The organism is Lysobacter sp. TAF61 (assembly GCF_052113485.1).
Classification (GTDB): Bacteria; Pseudomonadota; Gammaproteobacteria; order Xanthomonadales; family Xanthomonadaceae; genus Lysobacter_J.
Window position 1 is genome coordinate 412,354 of the sequence record NZ_JBFRDH010000001.1, and the last position, 26,547, is coordinate 438,900.

A 26,547-nucleotide genomic window follows, 5' to 3' on the forward strand; every position below is an offset into this window, starting at 1 on the left:
GTCAGCCCTTCATCGAATCGATTTCGGCGACGTTGATCGTGCGCCGGTTGCGGAACAGCGTGACCAGGATGGCCAGGCCGATGGCGGCTTCGGCCGCGGCCACGGTCAGGATGAAGAACACGAACACCTGGCCGGCCGGATCGGCCAGTTCGCGCGAGAACGCGACGAAGTTGATGTTCACCGCCAGCAGCAGCAGCTCCAGCGACATCAGCAACATGATCACGTTCTTGCGGTTGAGGAAGATGCCGGCGACGCTGATGCAGAACAGCACCGCGCCAAGGGCGAGATAGTGGCCGAGCGCGAGGCCGGCGCCGAAGAATTCACTCACGGCTTGCTCTCCTCTGCGGGGGCTTCCACGGCAGCCGGAACCGGCCGCACCGCATCCATCTTGACCATGCGCAGGCGGTCGCCGGCGCGCACGCGGGCCTGGGCCGACGGGCTCTGGTGCTTGGCGCCGGGGCGGCGGCGCAGGGTCAGCGTGACCGCGGCGATCACCGCCACGGTCAGGATCACCGCAGCCAGTTCGAATGGCAGCAGGAACTGGGTGAACAGTGCGCGGGCCAGCCAGGCGGTGTTGCCGCCGGTCGTGGCATCGGCGGTGAAGGCCGTGGCGACCTTGGCCTTGACCCCGATCAGGGTGAGCATCTCGGCCAGCATGACTACCGCGACCACCAGGCCGACCGGCAGGTAGCGCACGTAGCCCTCACGCAGCGGGGCGACGTCGATGTCGAGCATCATCACCACGAACAGCAGCAGCACCATCACCGCGCCGACGTAGACCAGGATCAGGGCCACGCCGAGGAACTCGGCGCCGGCGATGATCCAGGTGCAGGCGACCGAGAAGAAGGTCAGCACCAGCAGCAGCACTGCGTGCACCGGGTTGCGCACGCTGATGACGCCGACCGCGGCCGCGGTGGCTACGGCGGCGAATACGAAAAAGGAGAACTGGGCGAGATCCATGCTTCGGGGCCTCAGCGGAAAGGTGCGTCGGCAGCGCGGCGCTCGGCGATCTCGGCTTCGAGACGGTCGCCGATGGCCAGCAGCTGCTGCTTGGTGACGATGTTCTGTCCGCGCTTGTCGAAGTGGTACTCGTGGATGTGCGTTTCCACGATCGAGTCGACCGGGCAGGACTCTTCGCAGAACCCGCAGAAGATGCACTTGAACAGGTCGATGTCGTAGCGCGTGGTGCGGCGGGTGCCGTCCTCGCGCTTCTCCGAGTCGATGGTGATCGCCAGCGCCGGGCAAACGGCCTCGCACAGCTTGCAGGCGATGCAGCGCTCTTCACCGTTGGGATAACGGCGCAGCGCATGCACGCCGCGGAAGCGCGGCGACTGCGGCGTCTTCTCCATCGGGTACATCAGCGTGTACTTCGGCTTGAACAGGTACTTGCCGGTAAGGGCAAGCCCCTGCACGAGCTCGATCAGCAGCAGGCTCTTGAAATAGGAAACAACTTTTGAAGTCCGGATGCGATTCATGCCTGTTCCTTACACGCCCGGCTCGAAGATTTTGAAGTACGCCATCAACGCGACCACGCAGATCCAGGCGATGGTGAGCGGGATGAAGACCTTCCAGCCCAGGCGCATGATCTGGTCGTAGCGGTAGCGCGGGAACGACGCACGGAACCAGATGAAGCAGCTGGCGAAGAAGAACACCTTGGCCAGCAACCACCACCAGCCGTTGACCGACAGGAACGGAATGCCCAGGCCCTGCAGCGGGCTGAGCCAGCCGCCGACGAAGAAGATCGAGACCAGGAAGCTGATCAGGATCATGTTGGCGTATTCGGCCAGGAAGAACAGCGCGAACGCCGAACCCGAGTACTCCACCATGTGGCCGGCGACAATTTCCGACTCGCCTTCGACCACGTCGAACGGCGCGCGGTTGGTTTCAGCCACGCCGGAGATGAAGTAGACGACGAACAGCGGGAACATCGGCACCCAGAACCATTCCAGCGCGCCGGCATTGCCGGCCTGCGCCATCACGATGTCGGTGAGGTTGAGGCTGCCGGCGCCGACCATCACGCCGACCATGGCAAAGCCCATGGCGATTTCGTACGAGACCACCTGCGCAGCGGCGCGCATGGCGCCGAGGAAGGCGTATTTCGAGTTCGAGGCCCAGCCGGCGAGGATGATGCCGTACACGCCCAGCGAGGTCATCGCCAGCAGGTACAGCAGGCCGGCGTTGGCATTCGACAGCACCACCTGGTAGTCGAACGGCACCACCGCCCAGGCTGCGAAGGCCGGGGCCAGCGCGATCAGCGGAGCGAACTTGAACAGGAAGGGCTCGGCCTTGGTCGGCTGGATCACTTCCTTGAACAGCAGCTTGAAGACGTCGGCGAACGCCTGGAGGATGCCGCGGCCCACGTACATGGGTCCGTGGCGGACATGCATCCAGCCGATGAGCTTGCGCTCCCAGACCACGTAGAACGCCACGGTGATGATCACCGGCATGGCGATCACCAGGATCTTCAGGACGATCCAGAGAACGGCACCGATGTTGCCGAACGAGAGCAGCCAGTCGCGGAACGGGTCGAACATCGTTATGCCCTCCCCGCCTGCACGCGACCCGACATCGGCGCGGTCGCGCCGTGTCCGCTTTCGACCCAGACCGTGCCGCGGGCGACCTTGTCGCTCACGGCCACGGGCAGCGTGGCGGTGCCGGCTGCGGTGTTGAACTTGGCGACCACGCCGTCGGCCAGGCCGAGGGCGGAGGCGTCGTGCGGATTGAGCACGGCCTTGGGCTCCACGTTGAGCGGGTGCGACTGCAGCGCCGCGGCGCGGCGGACCACCGCATCGCTGCGGTAGATGGCGATGCTGGCGGCGACTTCGAGGCCTTCGCCTGAGGTGGACGGCGCCTTGCCGGCGACGACCTGCGTGTCGCGCATCTTCATGCTCGCGCGCAGGCCGACCAGGTCGGTGAAGCCAAAGCCCTTGGCTTCGAGTTCGCCGCCGAGGGCGCGCAGCACGCGCCAGCCCGGACGGGCCTGGCCCGGCAGCTTGGCGCCGGCCATGGCGACCTGCTGGCGACCATCGAGATTGGTCAGGGTGGCGTCGATTTCGGGCAACAGGCCAATGGGCAGGATCACGTCGGCGACAGCGCGGGTCGAACGGCACGCGAAGGTGCTGAACGCCACGACCTGGGCCGGGTTGAGCGCCTTCAGCGCGGTCGCGGTGTCGGCGAAGTCCAGGCCCGGCTCGATCCCGTAGAGGATGTAGGCCGTGCGCGGGTCGGCCAGCATCGCCTGCGCATCGCGCGCGATCGGCAGCACGCCGTAGTCGGACAGGCCGACGGCATTGGCGCCCTGCGGGATGCGGTTGAGCGCGGCGCCGGTGCTGGCAGCGAACGCGATGGCAGCTTTGCGGATCGCCGCTGCGTGGGCGCCGTTTTCGGCCAGTGCACCGACGATCACCACGGCGCGCGTGGCGTTCTTGGCAACGTCGGTCAGCGCCGTGTCGGACAGCGTGGCGGCAATCTGCGACGGAGCCACGATGTGCTTGCCGGCGATGTCGAAGGTGAAATCGAAATCGACCGGGTTGACCACGTGCACCTTGGCGCCGCGGTTCCAGGCCTTGCGCACGCGCTGGTGGACCAGCGGCAGTTCGTGGCGCAGGTTGGAACCGACGATGACGATCAGGTCGGCATGGTCGATGTCGTTCACTGGCGTCGCGAACGGCGAAGCGATGGCGGCATCGCTCAAATCGTGCTGGCCGATGCGGTGGTCGATGTTGCCGGTGCCCAGCGCTTCGGCCAGGCGCGCAAGCAGCACGCCCTCTTCGTTCGAGGTCGACGGATGGGCAAGGATGCCCAGGCCGTCGGCGCCGTTGTCGCGCAGGATCTTGGCGGCCTTGGCCAGCGCTTCTTCCCACGAGGCGTCACGCCACTCACCATTTTCCTTGACCATCGGCGAGGTCGCGCGGTCCTGCGCGTACAGGCCCTGGTGCGAGTAGCGGTCGCGGTCCGACAGCCAGCATTCGTTGACCGCTTCGTTGTCGCGCGGCACGGTGCGCAGCACTTCGCCGCGACGCACGTGCAGGAAGAGATTGCTGCCCAGCGCGTCGTGGTAGCCCAGCGACTCGCGCGCGGTCAGTTCCCACGGGCGCGCCTTGAACTGGAACACCTTGTTGGTCAGCGCGCCGACCGGGCAGACGTCGATGACGTTGCCCGACAGTTCGGTCGTCAGCGGCTTGCCGTCGAACGTGCCGATCTGCAGGTTCTCGCCGCGGTACATGCCGCCCAGCTCATACGTGCCGGCGATTTCCGCGGTGAAGCGGACGCAACGTGTGCACTGGATGCAGCGGGTCATCTCGGTGGCGACCAGCGGACCCATGTCCTCGTCGGGCACCACGCGCTTGCGCTCGGAGAAGCGGCTGACCGAACGGCCATAGCCCAGCGACAGGTCCTGCAGTTCGCACTCGCCGCCCTGATCGCAGATCGGGCAGTCGAGCGGATGGTTGATCAGCAGGAACTCCATCACGTTGCGCTGCGACTTCAACGCCTTTTCGCTGCGCGTGGTGACCTTCATGCCGTCCATGACCGGCGTGGCGCAGGCCGGCGCCGGCTTGGGCATCTTCTCCACTTCGACCAGGCACATGCGGCAGTTCGCCGCGATCGCCAGCTTGTCGTGGTAGCAGAAGCGCGGGATCGGGATGCCGGCCTTGTCGGCGGCCTGGATGATCATCGAGCCCTTCGGCGCGACCATGGCAACGCCGTCGATCTCGATCGAGACATGATCGGGCGGCACGTTTGGATTCACCGGTTGCGCGCTCATGCGGCCACCTGCTCGACGACGGTGCCTGCGAGCTGGTCATCGACCAGGAAGCGCTTGTTCACGATCGCGTACTCGAACTCGTTCCAGTAGTGGCGCAGGAACCCCTGCACCGGCCACGCCGCGGCTTCGCCGAAGGCGCAGATGGTGTGGCCTTCGATCTGGCCGGCGGCGGCGCGCAGCATCTGCAGGTCCTCCAGGGTGGCCTGCTTGTCGACGATGCGGGTCAGCATGCGGTACATCCAGCCGGTGCCTTCGCGGCACGGCGTGCACTGGCCGCAGCTTTCCTTGAAGTAGAAACGCGCGATGCGCTGGCAGGCGCGGACCATGCAGGCGGTCTCGTCCATCACGATCACCGCACCCGAACCCAGGCCGGAACCGGCCTTCTGGATCGAGTCGTAGTCCATCGTCAGGCCCATCATGGTCTCGCCCGGCAGCACCGGCATCGAGGAACCACCCGGGATCACTGCCTTCAACTGGTGGCCGGCGCGCATGCCGCCGGCCATCTGCAGCAGGTCGGCGAACGACGTGCCCAGGCGGATTTCGTAATTGCCCGGACGGGCGACGTGGCCCGATACCGAGAATACCTTCGGCCCGCCGTTGTTCGGCTTGCCCAGGTTGAGGAACCACTCGGCGCCGTTGCGGATGATCGCCGGCACCGAGGCGTAGGTCTCGGTGTTGTTGATCGTGGTCGGCTTGCCGAACAGGCCGAAATTGGCCGGGAACGGCGGCTTGTAGCGCGGCTGGCCCTTCTTGCCTTCCAGCGATTCCATCAGCGCGGTTTCTTCGCCGCAGATGTAGGCGCCGGCGCCGAGGGCGCCGTAGATGTCGATGTCGACGCCGCTGCCGAGCACGTTCTTGCCCAGCCAGCCGTTCTCGTAGGCTTCCTTCAGCGCCTGCTCGAAATGCTCGAACGGCTCGTGATGGAACTCGCCACGCAGGTAGTTGTAGGCCACCGTCGAACCGGTCGCGTAGCAGGCGATCGCCATGCCCTCGACCACCGAATGCGGATTGAAGCGCAGGATGTCGCGATCCTTCGCCGTGCCGGGCTCGGACTCGTCCGAGTTGCACAGGATGTACTTCTGGGTGCCGCTGCCCTTGGGCATGAAGCTCCACTTCAGGCCGGTCGGGAAACCGGCGCCGCCGCGACCGCGCAGGCCCGAAGCCTTGACCATGTCGATGACCGCGGACGGTTCCATCTTCTCGGTCAGTATCTTGCGCAGGGCGGCGTAGCCACCGGTCTTGAGGTAGTTCTCATACGACCACGGGGTGTCGTAGTGCAGCGTCGTGTAGACGACGTTGTGCTCCTGCGGAACCGGGCCGACCGGACCGTAGCCCTGCGAGTAGTCGTGGTGCGAGTGCGCCATGGGTCGTCCTAAGCCTCACTTCAGACCGTCGAGCAGCTCGTCCACCTTGGCGGTGTCCAGCTTCTCGTGGTAATGCCCGTTGATGACCACCACCGGCGCCCCGCAGCACGCAGCCAGGCACTCTTCCTCGCGCTTGAGGAAGATGCGGCCGTCGGCGGTCGACTCGCCCAGCTTGCAGCCCAGCTTCTTCTCGGCATGGCGCACGAGATCTTCGGCGCCATTGAGCCAGCAGCTGATGTTGGTGCAGAAGGCGACGTTGTTGTGGCCGACCTTCTGCGTCTCGAACATCGAATAGAAGCTGGCGACCTCGTAGGCCCACACCACCGGCAGCTCGAGATACTTGGCCACCGCAGCGATCAGCTCGTCACTGAGCCAGCCGTCGTTCTGTTCCTGCGCCGCATGCAGGCCCTGGAGCACGGCCGAACGCTTGCGGTCCGGCGGGAACTTGGCCAGCCAGTGGTCGATATGGGCGCGGGTCTTGTCCGACAACGCGACCATCGGGTCGACGTGCTGGGTGGCCTCGAAGTTTCCGGTTGCCTTCATCTGTTCAGATCCTCAACGGCCGCCGCGCTTAGCGGTCGACCTCGCCGAACACGAGATCGTAGGTACCGATCATCGCCACGACGTCGGCCAGCATGTGGCCCTTCACGATTTCGTCCATCGAAGACAGGTGCGCGAAACCCGGCGCACGCAACTTCACGCGGAACGGCTTGTTGGCGCCGTCGGAAACCAGGTAGCAGCCGAACTCGCCCTTGGGCGCCTCGACCGCGCAGTAGGTCTCGCCGGCCGGCACGCAGTAGCCTTCGGAGAACAGCTTGAAGTGGTGGATCAGCGCTTCCATGTCGTCCTTCATCTCCTCGCGGGAGGGAGGCGCGACCTTGAAGTTCTCGGTGATCACCGGGCCGGGGTTGGCCTTGAGCCACTTCACGCACTGCTGGACGATGCGGTTGGACTGGCGCATCTCGGCCACGCGCACCAGGTAGCGGTCGTAGCAGTCGCCGTTGGTGCCGACGGGGATGTCGAAATCCATGACGTCGTACTTGGCGTACGGCTGCTTCTTGCGCAGGTCCCAGGCAATGCCCGAACCACGGATCATCGCGCCGGTCATGCCCCAGGCCAGGGCCTGCTCGGGCGAGACCACGCCGATGCCGACGGTGCGCTGCTTCCAGATGCGGTTCTCGGTCAGCAGCGTCTCGTACTCGTCGACGCGCGCCGGGAAGTCGGCGGTGAACGCTTCCAGGTAATCCAGCAGCGAGCCTTCACGCCACTCGTTGAAACGCTTGAGCTTGGCGCCCTTGCGCCACGGCGATTCCTTGTACTTGGGCATGCGGTCCGGCAGGTCGCGATAGACGCCGCCCGGACGGTAGTAAGTTGCATGCATGCGCGCGCCGGAGACTGCCTCGTAGCAGTCCATCAGCTCTTCGCGTTCGCGGAATGCGTACAGGAACACCGCCATCGCGCCCAGGTCGAGCGCATTTGAACCGATCCACATGAGGTGGTTCAGGATGCGGGTGATCTCGTCGAACATGGTGCGGATGTACTGGGCGCGCTCGGGCGCCTCGATCCCCATCAGGGTCTCGATCGCGCGCACGTAGGCGTGCTCGTTGCACATCATCGACACGTAGTCGAGACGGTCCATGTAGCCGATCGACTGGTTGAACGGCTTGGACTCGGCCAGCTTCTCGGTACCGCGGTGGAGCAGGCCCACGTGCGGATCGGCACGCTGGATCACTTCGCCGTCCATTTCCAGGATCAGGCGCAGCACGCCGTGCGCGGCCGGATGCTGCGGGCCGAAGTTCAGGGTGTAGTTACGGATCTCGGCGTTGTTGAGGCCGGAGGTGCTGGAGGCGGTCATGCTGGACGGGATGGTGCTCACTTCTTCACCTCCGCGCCCTGCGCGGCTTCGCCGGCAGCGGTCTGGTAGCGGGCATCGTCGCGGATCACGCGCGGCACGCCGACTCGCGGCTCGATCGACACGGGCTCATAGACCACGCGCTTCTTGTCGGCGTCGTAGCGCACTTCGACATTGCCGATCAGCGGGAAGTCCTTGCGGAACGGATGACCGACGAAACCGTAGTCGGTCAGGATGCGGCGCAGGTCCGGATGGCCTTCGAAGACGATGCCATACAGGTCGAACGCCTCGCGCTCGAACCAGTTGCTGCCCGCCCACACCGAGGTCAGCGAATCCACCACCGGCAGATCGTCGTTCTCGGCGAACGTGCGCAGGCGCACGCGGCGGTTGTGCTGGTACGACAGCAGGTGCGCGACCGCGGCGAAGCGGCGCTCCGGCGAAGCGGCGGCGCCGTTGACCTGCTCGCCCCAGGCGAAGCGGCCGGCGCTCTTGCCTTCGACGCCACGCGAGAAACCTTCCGACGAAACGTCGGTGTCCCACTCGTCGCTGCCGTAGCTGAGGTAGTCGACGCCGCTGACGTCGACGAGCTGTTCGAATCCGAACTCGTCGCGCAGCGCGAAGGCCGTCGCCAGCCACTGTGCGGCGGCGATGTCGATGGTGACTTCGCCCCGCGGTTCGGCGACGACAACGAGCGCACCGTCGAAACGGGAAGCGAGGCGATCGACAAAGGCTTGCACAGTCTCTGTCATGTCAGCGCACGCCCTGGATGTTTTCGCCGAAGTTGGTGCCGCGGCGGATCTTCTTCTGCAGCTGCAGGATGCCGTAGATCAGCGCTTCGGCCGTCGGCGGGCAGCCCGGCACGTAGACATCGACCGGCACGATGCGATCGCAACCGCGAACGACCGAATACGAATAGTGGTAGTAGCCGCCGCCATTGGCGCAGCTGCCCATCGAGATCACCCACTTCGGGCCGGGCATCTGGTCGTAGACCTTGCGCAGCGCCGGGGCCATCTTGTTGACCAGGGTGCCGGCGACGATCATCACGTCGGACTGGCGCGGCGACGGGCGGAACACCACGCCGTAACGGTCCAGGTCCAGGCGCGCGGCGCCGGCGTGCATCATCTCGACCGCACAGCAGGCCAGGCCGAACGTCATCGGCCACATCGAGCCGGTGCGTGCCCAGTTCCACAGCGCGTCGAACGAGGTGGTGACAAAGCCGTTCTGCAGCAGCGGGTTGTCACCTTCCGGGCGCAGGATGTCGTCCAGCCGCCCTTCGGGCAGCGGGTTGTGCATCAGCTCGGAAACATTCTGGATCACTCCCATTCGAGTGCTCCCTTCTTCCAGACGTAGACGAAGCCGAGCAAGAGCATGCCGGCGAAGATGCCCATCTCGATCAGGCCGATGACACCGAGTTCGCGGAACACGGTGGCCCAGGGCACGATGAAGATGATTTCCAGGTCAAAGATGATGAACTGGATCGCGATCAGGTAGTAGCGCACGTCGAACTGCATGCGCGCACTTTCGAACGCCTCGAATCCGCACTCGTACGGCGAGAGTTTTTCGAGGGTCGGGCGCTGGGGGCCGAGCAGTTGGCCCACCACCAGCAGGGCGACGCCGATACCTCCGGCGACGATCAGGAACAGCAGGGTCGGCAGGTATTCGGCCAGCACTAGTTGTTCTCTCGCTTCGTTTAGCTCGGCCGCCATTGCGACCTTGGCTCGGCGTGTTGCCGCCTGGTCATCCCCGCGCGAGATTCCGGCCCGCCGTGCGCGCCGCACCCGCGTCGGTGGTGCTGTTTGCTGCAGTACGTGTTTTTTTGACGTCTTTGAACGTTCAGATCTGGAACGAGTTGAATCGGTGTGGTGCCCAAGGGGGGACTCGAACCCCCACGACTTACGTCGCTACCACCTCAAGGTAGTGCGTCTACCAATTCCGCCACCTGGGCAATCAAACCTTTGTCGTCCTGACGCAACCGCGCCCATGCAGGCCCGGTCGTTGCCGGTCATCGCTGACCGTACCCGGCGTTCCGTGCCGGGCCGATGAAAATCAATGTTACCCCTTCCGACCAGCCGTTCTGCTCAACCGCCAGTGGCGGGCTGCGGCTTGGCCGGCTCGGGCGACTGGGTCGCGGCCGGAGCCTGCGAGGCCGGAGCCGGTGCCGGGGTGGTCGCGCCCGGCGCGGCCGGAGCCTGCGGGACGCTGCTGGCGGGTGCCGGCTGGGCCACGGGGGCCGACGGCACTGCCGAATTGTTGCTGGCCGGAGCCGACGGAGCCGACGGGACCTGCCCGGCCATCACGCCGCCCTGCTGGGCCGGGGCCGCGGCGCCAGTCGCCCGGTGCATCGCCTGCCATGCCATGAACAGGCTGATCGCGAAGAACGAGATCGCCAGCCATTTGGTGGCCTTGGTCAGGAAGCTGGCCGAGCCGCGCGCGCCGAACACGGTCGCCGAGGCGCCGCCACCGAAACCGGAGCCGGCCTGCGCACCTGCGCCGCGCTGCATCAGGATCAGCGCAACCATCGCGATCGCGATCAGCACGTAGATGACGTTGAGTAACAACAGCATCGTTGGATTCTGCTAGTTCACTGAAACCGTGGGAACGATCCGGGACTGGTCACGATGGACCGGGTCCGCGTTTCGTCAGGGTGCCGCCGCAACTGCGATGGCGTGGAAGTCGGCCGCGACCAGTGAGGCCCCGCCAACCAGGCCGCCATCGACGTCCGGCTGCGAAAACAGCGCGGCGGCATTGTCGGCCTTCACGCTTCCGCCGTACAGGATCGGTAGCGAGCCAGCAATTCTAGCATCGTGTGCGGAGATTTCGCTACGGATGAATGCGTGGACGGCCTGTGCCTGTTCTGGCGTCGCGGTCTTGCCGGTTCCGATGGCCCAGACCGGCTCGTAGGCGAGGATCGCGCCGTCCAGCGCATCGGCGCCGCCGAGCTTGAACACCGGCTCGAGCTGCTCCTGGATCCGCCATTGCGTCTGGCCGTCCTCGCGCTCGCGCAGGCTCTCGCCCACGCACAGGATCGGGATCAGGCCGGCAGCCTTGCAGGCGAGGAACTTGCGCGCGACCAGCTCGCTGGATTCGCCGTGGTACTGACGACGCTCGGAGTGCCCGACCAGGCCGTACAGGGCGCCGACGTCCTTGAGCATCCCGGCCGAGACCTCACCGGTGTAGGCACCCTTCTGGTTGACGCTGACGTCCTGGGCGCCGAAGGTCAGGCCCTTGTCGCCGTAACGGGCAATCAGGCCGGCCAGGTACGGCAGTGGCGGCAGGATCAGCTGCTCGACCCCGGCCGGGGCCGGCTGCGCGACCAGCGCATCGAGCAGCTCCAGCGCGAAGCGGCGATCGCCATGCAGCTTCCAGTTTCCGGCGACGATTCTGCGGCGCATGGCCACTCCTTGATTCCTGGCTGGGTCCAGCTGCGGCAAGCACGCTGAACGAAGGGCGCAAAGTTTACCTCACGTCGGCGAGAATCGACCCATGGCCATGTCTCCCACCGCCAGTCCACGCCTTCTGAAAGGCTTTCCCCCGGTCAGTGCAAAGGATGCGCGCGTGCTGATTCTCGGCAGCATGCCGGGAGCCGCGTCGTTGCAGGCGCATCAGTACTACGCACATCCGCACAACCGCTTCTGGCCGATCATGGGCGAGCTGGTTGGCGCGGCACCTGCCCTGCCCTATGCGCAGCGATTGTTGCTTCTGAAGCAATCCGGCATTGCACTGTGGGACGTGTTCGATCGTTGCGAACGCGACGGCAGCCTGGATTCGGCTATTCGCGACGACACGGCGCAGGCGAACGACTTCGTTGCGTTCTTCGAAGGGCATCGTGGGGTCGGGACGGTGCTGTTCAATGGCGCCAAGGCCGAAAGCGGGTTTCGGCGTCTTGCCGGCGTGGAACCGGTTGCGCTGGGGCTGCAGTGCATTCGGTTGCCGTCGACCAGTCCGGCGAATGCGTCGATTGCGCCTGCTGTGAAGCTGGCCGCCTGGCGCGAGGCGCTCGAGGGGGCGGGGATCGTGGTCCCGCCGCCCGTGTAAGACCCCTCACCGTCGTCCCGGGCGGACGCCGGGACCCAATTTCGCCTTCGATGTTGCCTTTCGCCGGGATGACGTTCTGGCAAGGCCGCGCGCTTTGCGCGCGGGCCGAAACGTCACTTCAACTTGATTTCGCGCAGGCGCTCTTCGAGGTAGCCGTGGGCGGTGATCGCTTCCGGGTAGCGGCTCGGATTCGCGGCGCTCACGCACGACGGCAGCACGTCGATCAGGAAGTCCGGGTTCGGGTGCAGGAAGAACGGCGTGGAGTAACGCGGCTGGCGCGCCTTCGCGCCCGGCGGGTTGACCACGCGGTGCGTCGTCGACGGGTACACGTGGTTGGTCAGGCGCTGCAGCATGTCGCCGATGTTGACCACGATGGTGTCGGCGTCGGCCGTGAACGGCACCCACTCGCCCTGGTGCGAACGCACTTCAAGACCCTCGGAGCTGGCGCCGACCAGCAGCGTGATCAGGTTGATGTCCTCGTGCGCGCCGGCGCGCTCGTTGGGGATGTCATCGGTCGTGATCGGCGGGTAATGGATCGGTCGCAGGATCGAATTGCCGGAGTTGGTCTTGTCGGCGAAGTAGGACTCCGGCAGGCCGATATGCAGGGCCAGCGCGCTGAGCACGCGCGAGCCTAGGCGATCGAGCGACTCGTACAGGCCGTAGGCCTGCTCGCGGAATTCCGGGATTTCCTCCGGCCACAGGTTCGGCGGCATCACGTCCGCGTACTTCGAGTCGCGCGGGATCTCGCGGCCGACGTGCCAGAACTCCTTGAGGTCGAAGTGCTTGGAATCCTTCGCCGTCTCCACGCCGAACGGCGTGTAGCCGCGGGCGCCGCCGCTGCCGGCGACGTGGTACTTCAGCTTCACCGCTTCGGGCAGGTCGAAGAAACGCTTGAACACGTCGTAGGACGCGTCGATCTGGCTGGCCGGGATGCCGTGGCCGCGGATTCCGGCGAAGCCCCACTCGCGATAGGCCGCGCCAAGTTCGGCCACGAAGGCGTCACGGTCGCCGGCATTGGCCGGATCGCTGAAGCGGCGGATGTCGAGGGTTGGAATGCGGTTCACGGGGCGTCCCTGTCAGGATCGATGTTCATGGTGGAGATGTTCGTTTTCACGCAGCGCTGCGATCAGGCCGCAGCGCGCACGGCTTCGGCGAGGCGGTCGAGCGTGTTCTGCATCAGCGTCGCGTCATCGGCTTCGACCGTCACGCGCACTACCGGCTCGGTGCCGGACGGACGCAGGAAGGCACGGCCGCGACCTTCGACGGCAGCCACCGCCTGTGCCAGCGCAGCCTGCACCGAGGGCGCTTCCGCCGGCTTGGCGCCGCCCTGGAAACGCACGTTGACCGTCTTCTGCGGCAGCTTGCTGAAGCCGTCGAGCGCCTGCGCCAGGCTGATGCCGCGGCGCTTGAGCACTTCCAGCACCTGCAGCGCGCTGACGATGCCATCGCCCGTGCTGGTGCGGTCCAGGCACAACAGGTGGCCCGAGGCCTCGCCGCCGAGGACGGCACTGTTGGCATGCAGTTGCTGGTGGACGTAGCGGTCGCCGACCTTGGCGCGGATGAAGCCGATGCCACGCTCGGCCAGCGCGCGCTCGAGCGCGTAATTGGTCATCAGGGTGCCGACGACCGGCCCCTTCAGGCGTCCGGTCTGCTGCCAGTCGCAGGCCAGCACGTAGATCAGGTCGTCGCCGTCGCGGACGACGCCTTCGCCGTCGACGAACAGCACCCGGTCGCCATCGCCGTCGAAGGCGATGCCGAGGTCGGCATCGGTGGCCTTGACGTGCGCCGCCAGCGTTTCCGGATGGGTCGAGCCGACGCCGTCGTTGATGTTGATGCCGTTGGGGTCAACGCCGATCGGATCCACACGCGCGCCAAGCTCACGCAGCACCAGCGGCCCGAGCTGATAGGTCGCGCCGTTGGCGCAGTCCATGGCGATGCGCATGCCACCCAGGTCGAAGCCCTTCGGCACCGAGCCCTTGCACGCTTCAATGTAGCGACCGAGCGCGTCACGCGTGCGCACGGCCTTGCCGAGCTGTTCCGACGGCACCGTGCGGAACGGCTGCTCGAGCGCGGCTTCGATCGCCAGCTCGGTGGCGTCGTCGAGCTTCTCGCCTTCGGCGGAGAAGAACTTGATGCCATTGTCGTGGTGCGGGTTGTGCGAAGCGGAGATCACGATGCCGCCATCGGCGCGCATCGAATGGGTCAGGTGGGCGACGGCCGGGGTCGGCATCGGGCCCATCAGCTGCACGTCGACGCCGGCGGCAACCAGCCCGGCTTCGAGCGCGGCCTCGAACATGTAGTTCGAGATGCGCGTGTCCTTGCCGATGATCACCACCGGGTTGCGCCAGTCGCGGCGTGGCAGCGCGTGACCATAGGCATTGCCCAGGCGCATCACGAAGTCGGCCGAGATCGGGCCCTCGCCGACGCGTCCGCGGATGCCGTCGGTACCGAAGTACTTGCGGCTCAAGAACCCACCTCTTCGTCCACCGGTTGCGGTTGTTTCATCATCAACGCGAACAGCGTGGCCAGGCGGTCGCGCATTTCGCGGCGGTCGCAGATCTGGTCGATGGCGCCGTGCTCGAGCAGGAACTCCGAGCGCTGGAAGCCTTCCGGCAGGGTCTCGCGCACGGTCTGCTCGATCACGCGCGGGCCGGCGAAGCCGATCAGGGCCTCCGGCTCGGCGAGGTTGAGATCGCCCAGCATCGCGAACGACGCCGACACGCCACCGGTGGTCGGGTGGGTCATTACGGAAATGAAAGGCAGGCCCCTGGCGCGCATGCGGCCGAGCGCGGCCGAGGTCTTGGCCATCTGCATCAGCGAGAACAGGCTTTCCTGCATGCGCGCGCCGCCGGTGGCGGTGAAGCAGACCATCGGGCAGCCCAGGTCCACGGCGGTTTCGGCGCCGCGGGCAAAACGCTCACCGACCACCGAGCCCATCGAGCCGCCCATGAAGGCGAAATCGAAGGCGCAGGCGACCAGCGGGCGCTGCTTGAGGGTGCCGCTCATGGCGATCAGCGCATCGCGCTCGCCGGTGGACTTCTGCGCGGCCTTGATGCGGTCGGCGTACTTCTTCTGGTCCTTGAACTTGAGCACGTCGACCGGGCCGAGTTCGGCCGCGATCTCGGTGGTGCTGCCGGCGTCGAGCAGCGCGGTCAGGCGCACCCGCGCCCGGATCGCCATGTGGAAGCCGCACTTCGGGCAGACCTCGAGGTTTTCCTCGAGTTCGGGGCGGTAGAGCACGGCGCCGCAGCGGTCGCACTTTTCCCACAGACCTTCCGGCACGCTGCGGCGCTTGGAAGCGCCCGTCTCGGTGCGGATGCCCGAAGGCATGAGTTTCTTGAGCCAGGACATGCGTTGGGTGTTCCCCGTTCAGGCTTGGTGAGTGCCGGAGTGGGGTCCGGCCGAGCGGGCCAGTTTAGCGCAGTGGGGTGCTCAGGCCGGCAGGGCGTCGAGGGCAGCTCGCAACGGTGTGAGGAAAGTCCGGGCCTGGACAGTCGGATCGCCCGCTTCGGCCAGCGCCGCCACCAGTGCGCTGCCGACGACGACACCCTCGGCCTCCACGCCCATCGCCGCCGCGCTGGCCGCGTCCTTGATGCCGAAACCGGCCACGACCGGGACGCGGCTGTGGCTGCGGATCTCGTGCAGGCGCGTGCCGGCGGCCCCGGTGTCGAGCCGGTCGGCGCCGGTCACGCCGGCGAAGCTGACGTAGTAGAGGTATCCCTGCGCCTGCTCGCACAGCACGGCCATGCGGGCGTCGGTGGTCGTCGGCGAGGCCAGCAGGATCAGCGCCAGGCCGTGCTTCGAGAACGCGGCACGGAACTCCCCGGACTCTTCCGGCGGAAGGTCTACCAGCAGCACGCCGTCGACGCCGGCCGCCACTGCCTCCCCAGCAAAACGGTCGGCGCCGGGGATCTCGACCGGGTTGAGGTAGCCCATCAGCACGACCGGCGTATCGCGATCCTGCTCGCGGAAACGGCGCACGCAGTCGAACACGAACGAGCGCCCGGCACCGCGCGCCAATGCGCGCTCTGAACTGCGCTGGATGGTCGGCCCGTCGGCCATCGGGTCGGAGAACGGCACGCCGAGCTCGATCACATCGGCACCCGCCTCGACCAGCGTGTGCATCACCGGCACGGTGGCCTCGAGCGAGGGATCACCGGCGGTGATGAAAGGGATCAGCGCCTTGCGGCGTTGCGCCTTCAGGGCGGCGAAGCGGGTGTCGATGCGATTCATGCTCTCGTCCAAGATGCGCTCATCCAATGGAGATGCCTTCGCGCGCGGCGATCGTATGCACGTCCTTGTCGCCACGACCGGACAGGTTGCATAACACGATTGCGCCTTTCGGCAGCTCCCGCGCCAGCTTGATCGCCTGCGCGATCGCATGGCTGGATTCCAGCGCCGGCAGGATGCCTTCGCAGCGCGCGAGTTGATGGAACGCGGTCAAGGCCTCGTCGTCACTGACGCCGACATATTCGGCGCGCCCTGCGTCCTTGAGGAATGCGTGCTCCGGACCGACACCCGGGTAATCCAGTCCCGCCGAGACCGAATGGGTTTCGATGATCTGGCCGTCGTCGTCGCACAGCACATAGGTGCGGTTGCCGTGCAGCACGCCGGGACGACCGGCGGCCAGCGAAGCGGCATGATGGCCCGTCTCAATGCCCTCGCCTGCCGCTTCGGCGCCTACAAGGCGCACGTCGCGATCATTGAGGAAGGCGTGGAAGATGCCGATGGCGTTGCTGCCACCGCCAACGCAGGCGGTCACTGCATCGGGCAATTGACCGTACTCGGCCAGCATCTGCGCACGCGCTTCACGGCCGACGATGGCATTGAAGTCACGCACCATGCGCGGGTACGGGTCGGGGCCAGCAACCGTGCCGATAATGTAGAACGTGTCGCGGACGTTGGTGACCCAGTCGCGCATGGCTTCGTTGAGCGCGTCCTTCAGCGTGGCCGAGCCGCTGGTCACCGGTACCACCGTCGCCCCGAGCAGGCGCATCCGGTAGACGTTGATCTTCTGCCGCTCGATGTCGGTGGCGCCCATGTAGACCACGCATTCCAGGCCCAGGCGCGCGGCCACGGTGGCGCTGGCCACGCCGTGCTGGCCGGCGCCGGTCTCGGCGATGATCCGGGTCTTGCCCATGCGGCTGGCGAGCAGCGCCTGGCCAATGGTGTTGTTGATCTTGTGCGCGCCGGTGTGGTTCAGGTCTTCGCGCTTGAGCACGATGCGCGCGCCGCCGACTTCCTCGCTCAGCCGCTGGGCGTGGTAGATCGGGCTGGGCCGGCCGACGTAGTGGGCCAGGTCGCGATCGAACTCGGCGATGAAGGCCGGATCGACGCGGGCGGCGTCGTAGGCCGCCGCCAGTTCCTCGAGCGGTCCGATCAGGGTCTCGGCGACGAAGCGGCCGCCGTAGCGGCCGAAGTGGCCGGAGGCGTCCGGGTAGGCGTGGAAGTCCACGCCGCGCATGTCGACGCTCATGTCAGTTCCTTCGAGCCGGTGTGGAAGGCAGGGAATCCAGCTTGCTGGCGACTGGGGAGGGGGCGCCACCAGCAAGCTGGGCCTGCACCATTGGTCCTGACACCTTATCGCAGCGCAGCAGCGGTAAAAACCTATAAAATCGGCACAACCTGTCAGAAAAACTCACACGTCATGAGCCGTGACCTGCCCCCGCTCAATGCCCTGCGCGCCTTCGAGGCCGTGGCCCGGCTCGACAGCGTCAGCCGCGCCGCCGATGAGCTGCACGTCACCCATGGCGCGGTCAGCCGCCACCTGCGGGCGCTGGAGGAGACGCTGGGCACCACGCTGTTCGTGCGCCAGGGCCGCGGCCTGGCGCTGACCTCGGCCGGTCGGCGCCTGCACGAAGCCGCGGAAGCGGCGTTCGAACCGCTGCGCGGGGCATGGGCGGAACTGCGCCGCAAGCCGCAACAGGCGCCGCTGGTGCTCGGCTGCCCCGGCAGCGTGCTGGCGCGCTGGATGATTCCGCGGCTGGAACGGCTGCAGCGCGAACTGCCCGATCTGAAATTGCACCTGTCGGCGAGCGAGACCGTTCCGGATGCGCAGATGAGCGGACTCGACGCCGCACTGCTGATCGCGCAGGCACCGTGGCCACCGGAATGGCAGGTGCATGAGCTGGCGCCCGAGCGCATCGGCCCGGTGCTGGGCCCGCGCCTGGAGGGCCATGAGCGCCTGCTGTCGGCGCCGGCAACGGCGCTGGTCGACTTGCCCCTGCTGCATACGACATCGCGTCCGCAGGCCGGGCGCGACTGGGCCGAGCGGATGGGCCTGGACCCGACCGCGCTGCGCCTGGGCACCGGGTTCGAGCACTTGTACTACCTGCTCGAAGCCGCGCAGGCGGGACTGGGCGTTGCGATCACGCCGGAGCCGCTGGTGGCCGAAGACATTGAAGCGGGCCGCTTGCTGGCGCCCTGGGGCTTCGTGGCCACGCAGGGGTGCTGGGCGCTGTGCGCGCCCAGGCGCAACAACGATCCGCGCGTGGGGCGACTGGCGAAGTGGCTGCGCGCCGAGCTGGCCGCGTAGCTCTGGCGGCGTAGCTCTGGCGGCGTAGCTCTGGCGGCGTAGCTCTGGCGGCGTGGTTCTGGCCGCGCGACTCAGCCCGTCAGATCCGCTCGCCGCACTTCCTCGACGAAGCGGCGCATGCGCGTGGCGTCCTTGATGCCCGGTGCGCGCTCGATGCCACTCGATACATCCACGCCCCACGGCCGCACGCTGCGCACCGCGTCGAACACGTTGCCCGGATGGATGCCGCCGGCCAGCAGGAACGGTTTGCCCAGTTGCGCCGGGATGCGCGACCAGTCGAAGGTGTGGCCGCTGCCACCGGCGCCGCCAAGGGCATGGCTGTCGAGCAGCAGCGCGCTCGCGCCCGGGTAGCGCGCCGACCAGTCGACGCCCTGCCCGCCTGCATCGCCCATGGCGATCGCCTTCAGGTACGGCAGGCCGAAACTGCTGCAGAAGCCCTCGTCTTCGCTGCCGTGGAACTGCAGCAGGCTGGGACGCACCTGCGCGATGACCGCGGCCACTTCGTCTTCGCTGTTGTCCATGAACAACGCGACCGCCTCGATGCCCGCGGCAACGTCCGCCCTGAGCACCGCGGCCTGCCCGGCCTCCAGCCGGCGCGGGCTGCGCTGCGCGAACACCATCCCGATGGCGTCCACGCCCAGCTCGCAGGCAGCGCGCACGTCCTCGGCGCGGGTCATGCCGCAGAACTTGATGTGGGTGTGGCCTGCGCTCACAGCGTGACCTCGGCCGGCAGTCCCCACTGCGCCGGATAGCGCGGGCCCAGGAACACCAGCCCCGCCGACGGCGCGGTCGGACCGGCCACGGTGCGGTCGCGACCGGCCAGCAGCTGGCCGATCCACGCCTCGGGCTGCTCGCCACTGCCGACCATCAACAGGCTGCCGACGATGTTGCGGACCATGTGGTGAAGGAAGGCGTTGGCCTGCACTTCGACCTCGACGATGTCGCCGTCGCGGCGCACGCTGATTGCCTGCAGGTCGCGCATCGCGTGCGGCGCCTGGCAGTGCACCGTGCGGAATGCGGAGAAGTCGTTTTCGCCGAGCAGCGCCTGCGCGGCGCGGTTCATCGCGGCGGCGTCGAGCGGGCGCCGTTCCCAGCTCAGGTACTGACGGCCCAGCGCCGGACGGACCGGACGGTTGAGGATGCGATAGCGGTAGCGGCGCGCGCGCGCGGAAAAACGCGCATGGAAATCGTCCGCCATCGGCTGCGCCCAGCGCACGCAGATCTGCGGCGGCAGGCGACTGGTGACGCCGAGCATCCAGCCGCGCGGATCACGCACGACCCTGCTGTCGAAGTGGACGACCTGGCAGCTCGCATGCACGCCGGCATCGGTGCGACCGGCGCAGACCACCTCGACCGGATGGCCGGCGACGAACGACAGCGCCTGCTCGAGTGCGGCCTGCAGGGTTTGTTCGCCCTCCCGCTCCGGCTCGCCATGCTTGCTCAGCCGTTGCCAGCCCGAGAACCCGCTGCCGTCGTACTCGACGCCTAGGGCATGGCGCCGCGACGGGGGGGCGTCGGCGGCGGTTGCGCTGTCCAACACGTGTCAGTCCAGTAAGTCAGTCCAGGTCCTGCAGCATCCGCGAGGCGCGCTGGCGGGCGGCCAGGTCACCGTTGATCACAACCTCGGCCAGCAGCTGGCGGGCGCTTTCGCGGTCGCCCAGGTCGAGGTAGGCGCGGGCCAGCTCCAGGCGCTCCTGGCCCGGCTGCGTCGCCAGCGAAGGTTCGACGCGACCCTTGGTGTCGGCCGACGCCACGTGCCAGGCCGGCGCCTTGGCGCTGGCAGCCGGAGCCGGAGCCGGAGCCGGCGACGCTGGCGGGGCGGAAGCCCATTGCAGCTCGAGCACGGGCACGGCAGGTTCGTCGGCTGCTTCGTCGACGCGCAGGTCCGCTTCGGCCTGGACCGGTGCACGCTGGGCCGGGAACGACGACTCGTCAAAGGAATCGGCGATCGATGGCGTGCTCGCAGGCGCGGTCGCGGCGTCACCCGGCAGCGGCGCGCGGAACACCGGCTTGGCCGGACGGCGGCGCCAGAACCAACCACCGGCGACCACCAGCAGCAGCACGCCGCCACCGATCAGCCACGGCAGCGCCGAGCCGGTCTGCAGCGCCTGTGCCTGCTGGTTGCTGTGCGCCAGGCGTTGCTGCGCGGCGGCCAGTTCGCTGTCTTTCATCTGGATCAGCTGCTGTTGCTTGTGCTGCAGCTGTTCGAGTTCGGCGACACGGCCCTTGAGCTCCTGCAGCTCGGCCTCGCGCGCGGCAAGCGTTTCGGTGTTCTGTTGCAGTTCCTGACGCAGCATGTCGCCCTCACCACCGGCGTTGATGCCGGATTGTGTCCCCGCCTGGGTAGCGCTGCTGGCACCAGGCGGGACGATTTCCAGACGTGCATCGGCGCTGCGCGGATTGGCCGCAGCAGCTGCCGGGTTTGCCACCGGCGCGGCGGCGGCGGCAGCGGCAACGCCGGCCTGGAGCGCCGGCTGCGGCACCGCGCGGCGCGCATCGCGCCACTGCCGGACCTGGCTGCTGACCAGTTGTCGCGCCTGCGCCGCATCGACGCTGGCCAGCTGTTCACTGGCCGGCACTGCGAGCACCGCACCGGCCTTGAGGCGGTTGACGTTGCCGTCGATGAAGGCCTCGGGATTGGAACGCAGCAGCGCGATCATCGCCTGGTCGAGGGTGAATCCCTCGCCCTGCACGCGGCCGGCGATCTGCGACAGGGTGTCGCCGCGACGCACGGAATACTGCCCGGCGAGATCGCCGGCAGGCGCCGGTGCCGGGGTCACGCTGGCAACCTGCTGGGGCTGTGCGGCTGGGGCGGGCTGGGGAATGGGTTGCGCGACCGGCTGCGGCTGCGGCGTCGGCGCGATGGCGTCGGCGTCGGCATCGCTGTCGCGATTGGCTTCGGCGGCCAAGGCGTCGGCGAGTGCCTCGGCTCCGGCGGGAGCGTCGGGTGCGGTGGCCAGCTCCGGCTCGCGCTCGACGGTATTGGGCGCAGACACCACGGTTTCTTCGATCTGCGGCTGCAGCGGCGCCGAGACCGTGCGCGGCGTGTCCAGCAGCGCCGAGTACTCGCGCACCAGACGGCCCTGGCCCCAGTCGACCGAGACCAGGAAGGTCAGCAGCGAATCGTTGACGGGCTGGTCGCTGGTGACGCGGATGACCGGGCGGCCGCTGGAGTCGAGCGCCGACGAGAAGCGCAGTTCGGCGACCACGCCGGACGGCGGTTGCAGCCCGATGCGGGCGAACACCAATGGCGATGCCAGCTCGGCCTGGAGGTTCTCCAGTTCCGACGGATCGTTGGAAACGATGGGAATTTCAGCGAGGAACGGCTGCCCGATCCGCGACTTCACTTCGATCTGGCCGAGCCCCAACGCGGACGCGGCGCCGCTGGCAAGCGCCAGCGCCAATGCCAGGACCGTGCGCGAACCGCGCCTGGCCTGTTGTTTCACTTGACGTTGTTTCACTTCAGATCCCGATGCCTTCCCCCGGCGGCGACTCTAGCCTTCGCCGGGGTCAGGGGCAATTGAAACCGTCGCCGAGTGGGATCGCGACGACGGATTGAGGGCCGCGGGCGGTTCGGGAGCGGCCACGCCGCCCCCGCCCCTGCTCAGTCCCGCTCGGCCCAGACCAGCTCGGCCAGCTGGACCGCGTTCAGTGCCGCACCCTTGCGGATGTTGTCCGAGACGATCCACAGATTGACCGCGCGCGGGTGCGAGAAGTCGTCGCGGATGCGGCCGACATAGACCGGGTCGTTGCCCGACGCGTGGGTCACCGGGGTCGGGTAGCCGCCGGCCCTGGGCTCGTCGACCACTTCCACGCCCGGCGCGGTCAGCAGCATCTCGCGGACCTGCGCGGCCGTGATTTTCTCGCGGGTCTCGACGTTCACCGCCTCGGAGTGGCCGTAGAACACCGGCACGCGCACCGCGGTCGGGTTCACCTGGATGCTGTCGTCGCCGAGGATCTTGCGCGTCTCCCAGACCAGCTTCATCTCTTCCTTGGTGTAGCCGTTGTCCTGGAAGTCGTCGATGTGCGGGATCAGGTTGAAGGCGATCTGCACCGGGAAGCGTTCGGGCTGCGGGTCCTGGAAGTTCAGCAGCGCGCCGGTCTGGCGGCCGAGCTCTTCCAGCGCGGAGCGTCCGCCGCCCGACACCGACTGGTAGGTCGCCACGTTGATCCGCTCGATGCCGGCCTTGCGGTGGATCGGCGCCAGCGCAACGAGCATCTGCATGGTCGAGCAGTTCGGGTTGGCGATGATGCCGCGCGGACGGTTCTTCACCTGCTCCGGATTGACCTCCGACACCACCAGCGGCACGTCGTCGTCGTAACGGAACGCCGAGGAGTTGTCGATCACCACCGCGCCGGCGGCGGCGAACTTCGGCGCGTACTCCTTGGAGATGCTGCCACCGGCGGAGAACAGCGCGATGTCGACGCCGGTTGGGTCGAATTTGGCCAGGTCTTCCACCACCAGTTTCTTCGCGCCGAACTCGATCTTCTCGCCGGCCGAGCGTTCGCTGGCCAGCACGTGCAATTTGCCGATGGGGAACTGACGCTCGGCGAGGATCTTGAGCATGGTCTCGCCGACCGCGCCGGTAGCACCGACGATGGCAACGTTGCAGGAGTTCTTGGCGTTCATTGGTTCCTTGTGGTCCTGGTTGGTGGGAGCAGCCGGATTCGATCCGGCGGGTGGGGTGAGGCCATTATCGACTACTGAAGCTCCCTTCTCCCGCTTGCGGGAGAAGGTGGCCGCCAGGCCGGATGAGGGGCTCAGCGTTTGAGCTGGCCGGCGTTGACCGGGGTCGGCGGGCGGCCGGCATCGGGCCCGAAGCCCAGTGCGGCGATCAGATTGTCCACGGCCAGGCTGACCATGGCCCGGCGCGTGGCCAGACTGCCGCTGGCGATATGCGGGGTCAGCACGACGTTGCGCAGCGCCAGCAGGCGTGGATTCACCGCTGGCTCGCCTTCGTAGACGTCCAGGCCCGCTGCGGCCAGCCTTGCGCCGGCCAGCGCCTCGGCCAGGGCGTCCTCGTCGACCAGGCCGCCGCGGGCGATGTTGGTGAGGGTCGCAGTCGGCTTCATCTTCGCCAGCGCCGCGGCATCGATCAGGTGGTGCGCCTGCGGCGAATACGGCAGCACCAGGACCAGGTGATCGGCCTGCGCCAGCAGCATGTCGAGATCGACGTACTGCGCACGGCATTCGCGCTCGACCGTTTCCGGGAGGCGACTGCGATTGTGGTACAGCACGCGCATGTCGAAGCCGGCGGCGCGGCGGGCGATGCCCTGCCCGATCCGGCCCATGCCGAGGATTGCCAGCGTCGAGCCGTGCAGGTCGCCGCCGAGCAGGGTCTCGAAGCTCCACTGCCGCCACTGCCCCTCGCGAAGCCAGCGCTCGGCTTCGGTGATGCGCCGGGCCGCGGCCATCATCAGCGCGAAGCCGAAGTCGGCGGTGGTTTCGGTGAGGACGTCGGGGGTGTTGGTCACGACGATGCCGGCGCGGGTCAGCGCGGGCACGTCCAGATTGTTGTAGCCGACGCCAACATTGGCGATGGCGCGCAGGCGTGGGGCGCCGGCGATTTCGGCCGCGGCGATGGGATCGTTGAGGGTGACCAGCGCGCCATCGCAATCGGCCAGCGCCGCGGCAATCTGCTGCGGCGAATGCTTGCCGACGTGCTCCGTCGCGACCACGTCGAAGTGCTCGTGCAGGCGCCCGACGATGTCGGCGAACAGCGGTTGCGAGACCCACACCCGCGATCGCATTTCTCAGCCCACCTGGCCCGGGATACGTGCTGCCGGCAGCTCGACGTCGCCGCACTGGGCGCGATGGCGCAGCGCCTGGTCCATCAGCACCAGCGCCACCATCGCTTCGCAGATGGGCGTGGCGCGAATGCCGACGCAGGGATCGTGGCGGCCGGTAGTGACCACTTCGACGACGTTGCCATGGACATCGAGGCTGTCGACCGGCAGGCGCAGGCTCGAGGTCGGCTTGAAGGCCACCGAGCAGCGTAGCGGCTGGCCGCTGCTGATGCCGCCGAGGATGCCGCCGGCGTGGTTGGACGCAAATCCGCCGGGCGTCATGTGGTCGCGATGCTCGCTGCCCTTCTGCGCGACCACGCCGAAGCCGTCGCCGATCTCCACGCCCTTGACCGCGTTGATGCTCATCAGCGCGCTGGCCAGTTCGCCATCGAGCTTGCCGTAGATCGGTTCGCCCCAGCCCGGCGGCACGCCGGTGGCGATCACGTCCACGCGCGCGCCGACCGAATCGCCGGACTTGCGCAGCGCGTCCATGTACAACTCCAGCTCGGTGACCTGGCGGGTGTCCGGCCAGAAGAACGGGTTGCCCTCGACCGCGGACAGGTCGAAACCGTGCGGGACGATCTCGCCGATCTGCGACAGGTAGCCCTGCACGTTCACGCCGTGGCGATCGGCCAGCCACTTCTTCGCGATCACGGCCGCGGCCACGCGCATGGTGGTCTCGCGCGCCGAGGAGCGGCCACCGCCGCGCGGGTCGCGGATGCCGTACTTCTGCCAATAGGTGTAGTCGGCGTGGCCCGGGCGGAACTGCTCGGAAATCTTCGCGTAGTCCTTGCTGCGCTGGTCGGTGTTGCGGATCAGCAGCGCGATCGGGGTGCCGGTGGTGACGCCCTCGTAGACGCCACTGAGGATCTCGACCTCGTCGGCCTCGTGCCGTTGCGAGGTGTGGCGGGTGCGGCCGGTGGCGCGGCGCTCGAGGTCGTGGCGGAAGTCGTCCGGCGCGATCGCGATGCCGGGCGGGCAGCCGTCCACGACGCAGCCGATCGCCGGGCCGTGGCTTTCGCCGAAGGTGGTTACCGAGAGCAGCTTGCCGAAGGTGTTGCTGGACACGGGGGATCCTGGTGTATGGACCGGTGCACTCTAGCAATCGGAAAAGGTTGCTGCCGGAACCAGCAACAAACCCGTCAGCCGCGCGCGTCCGCCAGCGCCTTGATCCTGGCGTGGTGCTCGACCATGTCGGCGCGCTCAACCACGAAGATGCCCATCTGGCCGACCTTGAACTCGACCCAGGCCATCGGCAGTTCCGGCAGCAGCGCCGCCAGCGCCTGCTCGGCTTCGCCGACTTCGCAGATCAGCAGGCCGTTCTCGCTGAGGTGGTCGGGGGCGTCGCGCAGGATCTTCAGCGCGAGGTCGAGGCCGTCGTCGCCGGCACGCAGGCCCAGGTCGGGCTCGTGCGAATACTCGTGCGGCAGGGCATCGGTTTCGTCGTTGGTGACGTACGGCGGATTGGTCACGATCAGATCGTAGACCTCGCCCTGCAGGCCCTTGAACAGGTCCGACTTGCGCAGGGTGACGTTGTCGGCGTGCAGGCGCGCCTTGTTCTCGTGCGCCAGCGACAGCGCGTCGTCGTTGATGTCGGCGCCGTCGACCTGCCAGTACGGGTGGTAGTGGCCGGTGGCGATGGCGATGCAGCCCGAGCCGGTGCACAGGTCGAGCACACGCTCGATCTCGCGGCCACCCAGCCACGGCTCGAAGCCGGTGGTGATCAGCTCGGCGATCGGCGAACGCGGCACCAGTGCGCGGCGGTCGCTCTTGAAGCTGAGCCCGGCAAACCAGGCCTCTCCGGCCAGGTAGGCGGCGGGGACGCGCTCGTTGATGCGGCGCTCGAACAGCGCCAGCACCCTGGCCTTCTCGTCAGCGGTGACGCGCGAGGTGCCGTAGACCGGGCTGAGGTCGTGCGGCAGGTGCAGCGCATGCAGCACCAGCTGCGTGGCCTCGTCCAGGGCGTTGTCGTAGCTGTGGCCGAAGGTCAGGCCGGCCTCGTTGAAGCGGCTGCCGCCGAAACGGATCAGGTCGATGATCGAGACCTGTTCGAACGTCGCCGACTGGAGCTGCACGGGCGTGAGGGGGGCGGAGCCGGTCATGGCGAGGCCTTGCATAGGGGTCGGCGATTATATCGGCGATTCATACCGGCCACCCGGGCCCGCCAATCCGTGCGGCCCGGCCCATGCGGCACGCACGCCCGGTATCA

At 67.6% G+C, this 26,547-nt stretch carries 27 protein-coding genes and 1 tRNA gene; 2 read left to right on the top strand and 26 right to left on the bottom strand.

The window, feature by feature from the left end; genetic code table 11:
- Position 1 precedes the first annotated feature (1 nt).
- From nuoK to tpiA, 14 genes are all read right to left on the bottom strand, one after another.
- A complete protein-coding gene (gene nuoK, locus AB4Y64_RS01845) occupies positions 2–328 on the bottom strand; it encodes an NADH-quinone oxidoreductase subunit NuoK (RefSeq protein WP_241919666.1) in 327 nt (108 codons plus the stop codon).
- The gene (locus tag AB4Y64_RS01850; protein ID WP_441814751.1) at positions 325–960 is read right to left on the bottom strand and encodes an NADH-quinone oxidoreductase subunit J; all 636 of its coding nucleotides are present in this window, start codon (positions 958–960) and stop codon (positions 325–327) included. Before AB4Y64_RS01850 ends, nuoK begins: the two co-directional genes overlap by 4 nt.
- Positions 961–971: 11 nt before the next feature.
- Positions 972–1,475 carry an NADH-quinone oxidoreductase subunit NuoI gene (gene nuoI, locus AB4Y64_RS01855; protein WP_441814752.1) on the bottom strand — a complete coding sequence of 168 codons (504 nt, stop codon included), beginning with the start codon at positions 1,473–1,475 and terminating at the stop codon, positions 972–974.
- A gap of 9 nt (positions 1,476–1,484) precedes the next feature.
- Positions 1,485–2,534, bottom strand: coding sequence for an NADH-quinone oxidoreductase subunit NuoH (gene nuoH / locus AB4Y64_RS01860; protein WP_441814753.1), 1,050 nt, complete (start codon positions 2,532–2,534; stop codon positions 1,485–1,487).
- Between the two features lie 2 nt (positions 2,535–2,536).
- Positions 2,537–4,765, bottom strand: a complete 2,229-nt coding sequence (gene nuoG / locus AB4Y64_RS01865) for an NADH-quinone oxidoreductase subunit NuoG (RefSeq protein ID WP_441814754.1) — start codon at positions 4,763–4,765, stop codon at positions 2,537–2,539.
- Positions 4,762–6,129 carry an NADH-quinone oxidoreductase subunit NuoF gene (gene nuoF / locus AB4Y64_RS01870; protein ID WP_441814755.1) on the bottom strand — a complete coding sequence of 456 codons (1,368 nt, stop codon included), beginning with the start codon at positions 6,127–6,129 and terminating at the stop codon, positions 4,762–4,764. Before nuoF ends, nuoG begins: the two co-directional genes overlap by 4 nt.
- Positions 6,130–6,144: 15 nt before the next feature.
- Positions 6,145–6,672, bottom strand: a complete 528-nt coding sequence (nuoE, locus tag AB4Y64_RS01875) for an NADH-quinone oxidoreductase subunit NuoE (RefSeq protein ID WP_441814756.1) — start codon at positions 6,670–6,672, stop codon at positions 6,145–6,147.
- A gap of 28 nt (positions 6,673–6,700) precedes the next feature.
- Complete coding sequence (locus AB4Y64_RS01880) at positions 6,701–7,984, bottom strand: NADH-quinone oxidoreductase subunit D (RefSeq protein WP_441815209.1); 1,284 nt, start codon at positions 7,982–7,984, stop codon at positions 6,701–6,703.
- 17 nt (positions 7,985–8,001) lie between these two features.
- Positions 8,002–8,730, bottom strand: coding sequence for an NADH-quinone oxidoreductase subunit C (locus AB4Y64_RS01885; RefSeq protein ID WP_441814757.1), 729 nt, complete (start codon positions 8,728–8,730; stop codon positions 8,002–8,004).
- A gap of 1 nt (position 8,731) precedes the next feature.
- Entirely contained in the window at positions 8,732–9,304 is a 573-nt protein-coding gene (locus AB4Y64_RS01890; RefSeq protein WP_158730667.1) for a NuoB/complex I 20 kDa subunit family protein, read from the bottom strand.
- The gene (locus AB4Y64_RS01895; protein ID WP_200606334.1) at positions 9,295–9,651 is read right to left on the bottom strand and encodes an NADH-quinone oxidoreductase subunit A; all 357 of its coding nucleotides are present in this window, start codon (positions 9,649–9,651) and stop codon (positions 9,295–9,297) included. Before AB4Y64_RS01895 ends, AB4Y64_RS01890 begins: the two co-directional genes overlap by 10 nt.
- A gap of 190 nt (positions 9,652–9,841) precedes the next feature.
- A tRNA-Leu gene (locus AB4Y64_RS01900) sits at positions 9,842–9,926 on the bottom strand.
- Between the two features lie 133 nt (positions 9,927–10,059).
- Positions 10,060–10,545 carry a preprotein translocase subunit SecG gene (secG, locus tag AB4Y64_RS01905; protein ID WP_441814758.1) on the bottom strand — a complete coding sequence of 162 codons (486 nt, stop codon included), beginning with the start codon at positions 10,543–10,545 and terminating at the stop codon, positions 10,060–10,062.
- A gap of 75 nt (positions 10,546–10,620) precedes the next feature.
- Positions 10,621–11,373, bottom strand: a complete 753-nt coding sequence (gene tpiA, locus AB4Y64_RS01910; protein WP_441814759.1) for a triose-phosphate isomerase — start codon at positions 11,371–11,373, stop codon at positions 10,621–10,623.
- Between the two features lie 91 nt (positions 11,374–11,464).
- Between tpiA and AB4Y64_RS01915 the strand changes: the two genes are divergently transcribed.
- Positions 11,465–12,016, top strand: a complete 552-nt coding sequence (locus tag AB4Y64_RS01915) for a DNA-deoxyinosine glycosylase (protein WP_441814760.1) — start codon at positions 11,465–11,467, stop codon at positions 12,014–12,016.
- Between the two features lie 113 nt (positions 12,017–12,129).
- Here AB4Y64_RS01915 and AB4Y64_RS01920 read toward each other — a convergent pair whose 3' ends face one another.
- The 5 genes from AB4Y64_RS01920 to trpB all read right to left on the bottom strand — a co-directional run bounded on the left by AB4Y64_RS01920 (position 12,130) and on the right by trpB (position 17,480).
- Positions 12,130–13,080 carry an isopenicillin N synthase family dioxygenase gene (locus AB4Y64_RS01920; RefSeq protein WP_441814761.1) on the bottom strand — a complete coding sequence of 317 codons (951 nt, stop codon included), beginning with the start codon at positions 13,078–13,080 and terminating at the stop codon, positions 12,130–12,132.
- Positions 13,081–13,142: 62 nt separating this feature from the next.
- A complete protein-coding gene (gene glmM / locus AB4Y64_RS01925) occupies positions 13,143–14,483 on the bottom strand; it encodes a phosphoglucosamine mutase (protein WP_441814762.1) in 1,341 nt (446 codons plus the stop codon).
- Positions 14,480–15,367 carry an acetyl-CoA carboxylase, carboxyltransferase subunit beta gene (accD, locus tag AB4Y64_RS01930; RefSeq protein ID WP_441814763.1) on the bottom strand — a complete coding sequence of 296 codons (888 nt, stop codon included), beginning with the start codon at positions 15,365–15,367 and terminating at the stop codon, positions 14,480–14,482. Before accD ends, glmM begins: the two co-directional genes overlap by 4 nt.
- Positions 15,368–15,448: 81 nt before the next feature.
- Positions 15,449–16,249, bottom strand: a complete 801-nt coding sequence (gene trpA, locus AB4Y64_RS01935; protein ID WP_441814764.1) for a tryptophan synthase subunit alpha — start codon at positions 16,247–16,249, stop codon at positions 15,449–15,451.
- 19 nt (positions 16,250–16,268) lie between these two features.
- On the bottom strand, positions 16,269–17,480 hold the full coding sequence (gene trpB / locus AB4Y64_RS01940) for a tryptophan synthase subunit beta (protein WP_441815210.1): 1,212 nt from the start codon (positions 17,478–17,480) through the stop codon (positions 16,269–16,271).
- Positions 17,481–17,663: 183 nt separating this feature from the next.
- Here trpB and AB4Y64_RS01945 point away from each other — a divergent pair, with 183 nt between their 5' ends.
- On the top strand, positions 17,664–18,551 hold the full coding sequence (locus tag AB4Y64_RS01945) for a LysR family transcriptional regulator (protein ID WP_441814765.1): 888 nt from the start codon (positions 17,664–17,666) through the stop codon (positions 18,549–18,551).
- 71 nt (positions 18,552–18,622) lie between these two features.
- Here the strand turns inward: AB4Y64_RS01945 and AB4Y64_RS01950 are convergent, their stop codons facing one another.
- From AB4Y64_RS01950 to prmB, 7 genes are all read right to left on the bottom strand, one after another.
- The gene (locus AB4Y64_RS01950; RefSeq protein WP_441814766.1) at positions 18,623–19,264 is read right to left on the bottom strand and encodes a phosphoribosylanthranilate isomerase; all 642 of its coding nucleotides are present in this window, start codon (positions 19,262–19,264) and stop codon (positions 18,623–18,625) included.
- Positions 19,261–20,088 (bottom strand): tRNA pseudouridine(38-40) synthase TruA, encoded by an 828-nt coding sequence (gene truA / locus AB4Y64_RS01955; protein ID WP_441815211.1) that lies wholly within the window; start codon positions 20,086–20,088, stop codon positions 19,261–19,263. Before truA ends, AB4Y64_RS01950 begins: the two co-directional genes overlap by 4 nt.
- 19 nt (positions 20,089–20,107) lie before the next feature.
- Positions 20,108–22,012, bottom strand: a complete 1,905-nt coding sequence (locus AB4Y64_RS01960; protein ID WP_441814767.1) for a type IV pilus assembly protein FimV — start codon at positions 22,010–22,012, stop codon at positions 20,108–20,110.
- A gap of 143 nt (positions 22,013–22,155) precedes the next feature.
- On the bottom strand, positions 22,156–23,181 hold the full coding sequence (locus AB4Y64_RS01965; RefSeq protein ID WP_441814768.1) for an aspartate-semialdehyde dehydrogenase: 1,026 nt from the start codon (positions 23,179–23,181) through the stop codon (positions 22,156–22,158).
- A 131-nt stretch (positions 23,182–23,312) separates the two neighbouring features.
- Positions 23,313–24,302 (bottom strand): 2-hydroxyacid dehydrogenase, encoded by a 990-nt coding sequence (locus tag AB4Y64_RS01970; RefSeq protein WP_441814769.1) that lies wholly within the window; start codon positions 24,300–24,302, stop codon positions 23,313–23,315.
- Between the two features lie 3 nt (positions 24,303–24,305).
- Positions 24,306–25,406, bottom strand: coding sequence for a chorismate synthase (gene aroC / locus AB4Y64_RS01975; RefSeq protein WP_441814770.1), 1,101 nt, complete (start codon positions 25,404–25,406; stop codon positions 24,306–24,308).
- Between the two features lie 74 nt (positions 25,407–25,480).
- Positions 25,481–26,440 (bottom strand): 50S ribosomal protein L3 N(5)-glutamine methyltransferase, encoded by a 960-nt coding sequence (gene prmB, locus AB4Y64_RS01980; RefSeq protein WP_441814771.1) that lies wholly within the window; start codon positions 26,438–26,440, stop codon positions 25,481–25,483.
- Positions 26,441–26,547 lie beyond the last annotated feature (107 nt).

Coding starts and splice junctions, on each gene's coding strand:
- AB4Y64_RS01850 (WP_441814751.1), bottom strand. CDS start 960: ATGGATCTCGCCCAGTTCTCCTTTTTCGTATTCGCCGCCGTAGCCACC.
- nuoI (WP_441814752.1), bottom strand. CDS start 1,475: ATGAATCGCATCCGGACTTCAAAAGTTGTTTCCTATTTCAAGAGCCTG.
- nuoH (WP_441814753.1), bottom strand. CDS start 2,534: ATGTTCGACCCGTTCCGCGACTGGCTGCTCTCGTTCGGCAACATCGGT.
- nuoG (WP_441814754.1), bottom strand. CDS start 4,765: ATGAGCGCGCAACCGGTGAATCCAAACGTGCCGCCCGATCATGTCTCG.
- nuoF (WP_441814755.1), bottom strand. CDS start 6,129: ATGGCGCACTCGCACCACGACTACTCGCAGGGCTACGGTCCGGTCGGC.
- nuoE (WP_441814756.1), bottom strand. CDS start 6,672: ATGAAGGCAACCGGAAACTTCGAGGCCACCCAGCACGTCGACCCGATG.
- AB4Y64_RS01880 (WP_441815209.1), bottom strand. CDS start 7,984: ATGACCGCCTCCAGCACCTCCGGCCTCAACAACGCCGAGATCCGTAAC.
- AB4Y64_RS01885 (WP_441814757.1), bottom strand. CDS start 8,730: ATGACAGAGACTGTGCAAGCCTTTGTCGATCGCCTCGCTTCCCGTTTC.
- AB4Y64_RS01890 (WP_158730667.1), bottom strand. CDS start 9,304: ATGGGAGTGATCCAGAATGTTTCCGAGCTGATGCACAACCCGCTGCCC.
- secG (WP_441814758.1), bottom strand. CDS start 10,545: ATGCTGTTGTTACTCAACGTCATCTACGTGCTGATCGCGATCGCGATG.
- tpiA (WP_441814759.1), bottom strand. CDS start 11,373: ATGCGCCGCAGAATCGTCGCCGGAAACTGGAAGCTGCATGGCGATCGC.
- AB4Y64_RS01915 (WP_441814760.1), top strand. CDS start 11,465: ATGGCCATGTCTCCCACCGCCAGTCCACGCCTTCTGAAAGGCTTTCCC.
- accD (WP_441814763.1), bottom strand. CDS start 15,367: ATGTCCTGGCTCAAGAAACTCATGCCTTCGGGCATCCGCACCGAGACG.
- trpA (WP_441814764.1), bottom strand. CDS start 16,249: ATGAATCGCATCGACACCCGCTTCGCCGCCCTGAAGGCGCAACGCCGC.
- trpB (WP_441815210.1), bottom strand. CDS start 17,480: ATGCGCGGCGTGGACTTCCACGCCTACCCGGACGCCTCCGGCCACTTC.
- AB4Y64_RS01945 (WP_441814765.1), top strand. CDS start 17,664: ATGAGCCGTGACCTGCCCCCGCTCAATGCCCTGCGCGCCTTCGAGGCC.
- AB4Y64_RS01965 (WP_441814768.1), bottom strand. CDS start 23,181: ATGAACGCCAAGAACTCCTGCAACGTTGCCATCGTCGGTGCTACCGGC.
- AB4Y64_RS01970 (WP_441814769.1), bottom strand. CDS start 24,302: ATGCGATCGCGGGTGTGGGTCTCGCAACCGCTGTTCGCCGACATCGTC.
- prmB (WP_441814771.1), bottom strand. CDS start 26,440: ATGACCGGCTCCGCCCCCCTCACGCCCGTGCAGCTCCAGTCGGCGACG.